Consider the following 2,241-nt stretch of genomic DNA (forward strand, 5'->3'; position numbering starts at 1 on the left):
TGGCCCTGGGAAACAGCGTTCACCGACCTGTTCACAGCCATGCTGAAACCGTCAGCCACAGCCCCGGTCTGACCGGCTTCGACCCCGTCCGACCGACACGAAAGAAACAAGTGGAACGCTCCCGGCAGCGAGGCCGATAGCTCCGCAGCGCCCTCAAGCCGCTGGAATAGCCAGTTCCCGTTCCGCGGCTACCTCAGCTGCTGATCGGTGGATCGAGGCTAAGACGTCTCCCCGGTCCGTCAAGCGCCACATTCCGGATCCTGCGGCGCTGACGGTATCGAGGCGGTTATCGGTGTCCGAACAGGGGAAGCGCGAAGCGGCGGCTGTTTCGTTGTTTCCGTCCAGGCAGGATCAGTACAAGTTTGTCTGCCAGCGTGTGAGAGATACGCGTAAACGCGCGTTGGGCGCTTCGTTATGTGACCGTCGCTGAGTGCCGGCCGTTGCTCGGCTCCTATCCGGACGCCGCGATCCTCGTGGCCCCGGCGACTGTGCCGGCGGGCTTTCCTTCGCCGGCGCAGGACTACTACGACGGCAGCATTGATCTGAATAAGCACCTCATCCAGGATTCGACGTCGACGTTCATTGTGAGGGTCTCGGGGGAGAGCATGTCCGGCGCCGGGATCAGCGACGGCGACGAACTGATCGTGGACCGCTCCCTGACGCCCGTGGACGGTTCAGTAGTAGTCGCCATCCTCGACGGCGAGCTGACGGTCAAGCGGCTGCGCATCACCGCCTCTGGCGTCGTCCTGCAAGCAGAGAATCACGACTACCCGGACATCACCGTTCCGGAGATGTCGGACCTGAGCGTGTGGGGCACCGTGACCCGGTGTTTACACCATGTGTGACTCTCATGCTCCCCGAGAAGCAGCCAGACAGGATCGCGCTGGTGGACGTGAACAGCTTCTACGTCAGCTGCGAGAGAGTCTTCGATCCGAAACTGGCCGGTGTCCCGGTGGTGGTGCTCTCCAACAATGACGGCTGCGTCGTCGCCCGTTCCAATGAAGCCAAAGCCCTGGGCATCGACAATGGCACCCCCTGGTTCAAGCTGGCCGCCCAAGCGTCTCAGTGGGGTCTGATCCAGCGCTCCAGCAACTACGAGCTCTACGGTGATCTGAGTGCCAGGGTGATGGAGCTGCTGGGCCGGTACGCCGCCTGGATCGAGGTGTACTCCATCGATGAGTCATTCCTGGGTGTCGCCGGCGAACCGGATGAACTCGTCAGGCAGGGCAGGCGGATCCGTGAAGCCGTCGGACGGCACACCGGGCTTCCCATCTGTGTCGGCATCGCACCGACCAAGACCATGGCAAAGTTCGCCAACCGGATCGCGAAGCAGAACCCTGCCATGGGTGGAGTCTGCAACGTTGAAACCATGGACCCCGGACATGTTGACCTGATCATGTCGCGGGTGCCGGTGACCGGAATCTGGGGTGTCGCCGGAAGGCTCGGCAAGAAGTTGAACGCGTTGGGCATCTTCACGATCAGGGATCTGCGAGACGCGGACCCTGTCATGGTCCGCCGGAAGTTTTCCGTGGTCCTGCAGCGCACCGTCCTGGAGCTGCGCGGCACTCCCTGTATCCAGCTCGAAACGGTACGGGCGGAGAAGAAGCAGACGATCTTCTCCCGCAGCTTCTCCACCCCGGTCACCACCATTGCCGGCATGCACCAGGTGATGAGCCTGTACGCGCAGCAGGCCGCCGTCCGCCTCGCCAAAGACGGGCAGCTGGCCCGGATCATGACAGTCTTCGCCGGCACCTCAGCCTTCCACCAGCACGCGTCGTCATTCCCATCCGTGACGGTGAAGATGCCAACCCCGACCGCGGACCCGGTACTGCTCTCGAAAGCGGCCATTGCGGCGATGGAGAACGAGCTGGTCGAAGGCATCCCATATGCCAGGGCCGGGGTGATCCTGACAGACCTCTCGCCCGCCGGCGCACAGCCGACGTTCGATGAGTTCGTGACGGTCCACGAACAGCGCCGCATCGGAGAACTGCTGGGCAAAGTCAAAGACAAGTACGGCCCCACCAGCATCGGTCTCGGGAGGGCAGGGATGATGGGGCCACCTGACTGGACGATGGCCCGGAACCATTCTTCTCCCCGGTACACGACCGAGTGGGACGAGCTGGCTGTCGTAAAGGCCGGCTAGGGCATGGTCATGATCCCACTTCCTCCGGTCTGCTTTTCCCCGGCGGCCGTCATTGCGGGGGCGATGGATATCACCCGCTATGCCAATACCATTGAGGG

At 62.9% G+C, this 2,241-nt stretch carries 2 protein-coding genes; both read left to right on the forward strand.

Annotated elements, in window-relative coordinates; all coding sequences use genetic code 11:
- Window positions 1–440 precede the first annotated feature (440 nt).
- Complete coding sequence (locus Y707_RS0102165) at window positions 441–845, forward strand: LexA family protein (RefSeq protein WP_026533868.1); 405 nt, start codon at window positions 441–443, stop codon at window positions 843–845.
- A gap of 5 nt (window positions 846–850) precedes the next feature.
- Complete coding sequence (locus Y707_RS0102170; protein ID WP_026533869.1) at window positions 851–2,143, forward strand: Y-family DNA polymerase; 1,293 nt, start codon at window positions 851–853, stop codon at window positions 2,141–2,143.
- Window positions 2,144–2,241 lie beyond the last annotated feature (98 nt).

Source organism: Arthrobacter sp. H14 (assembly GCF_000520495.1).
Classification (GTDB): Bacteria; Actinomycetota; Actinomycetes; order Actinomycetales; family Micrococcaceae; genus Arthrobacter_C.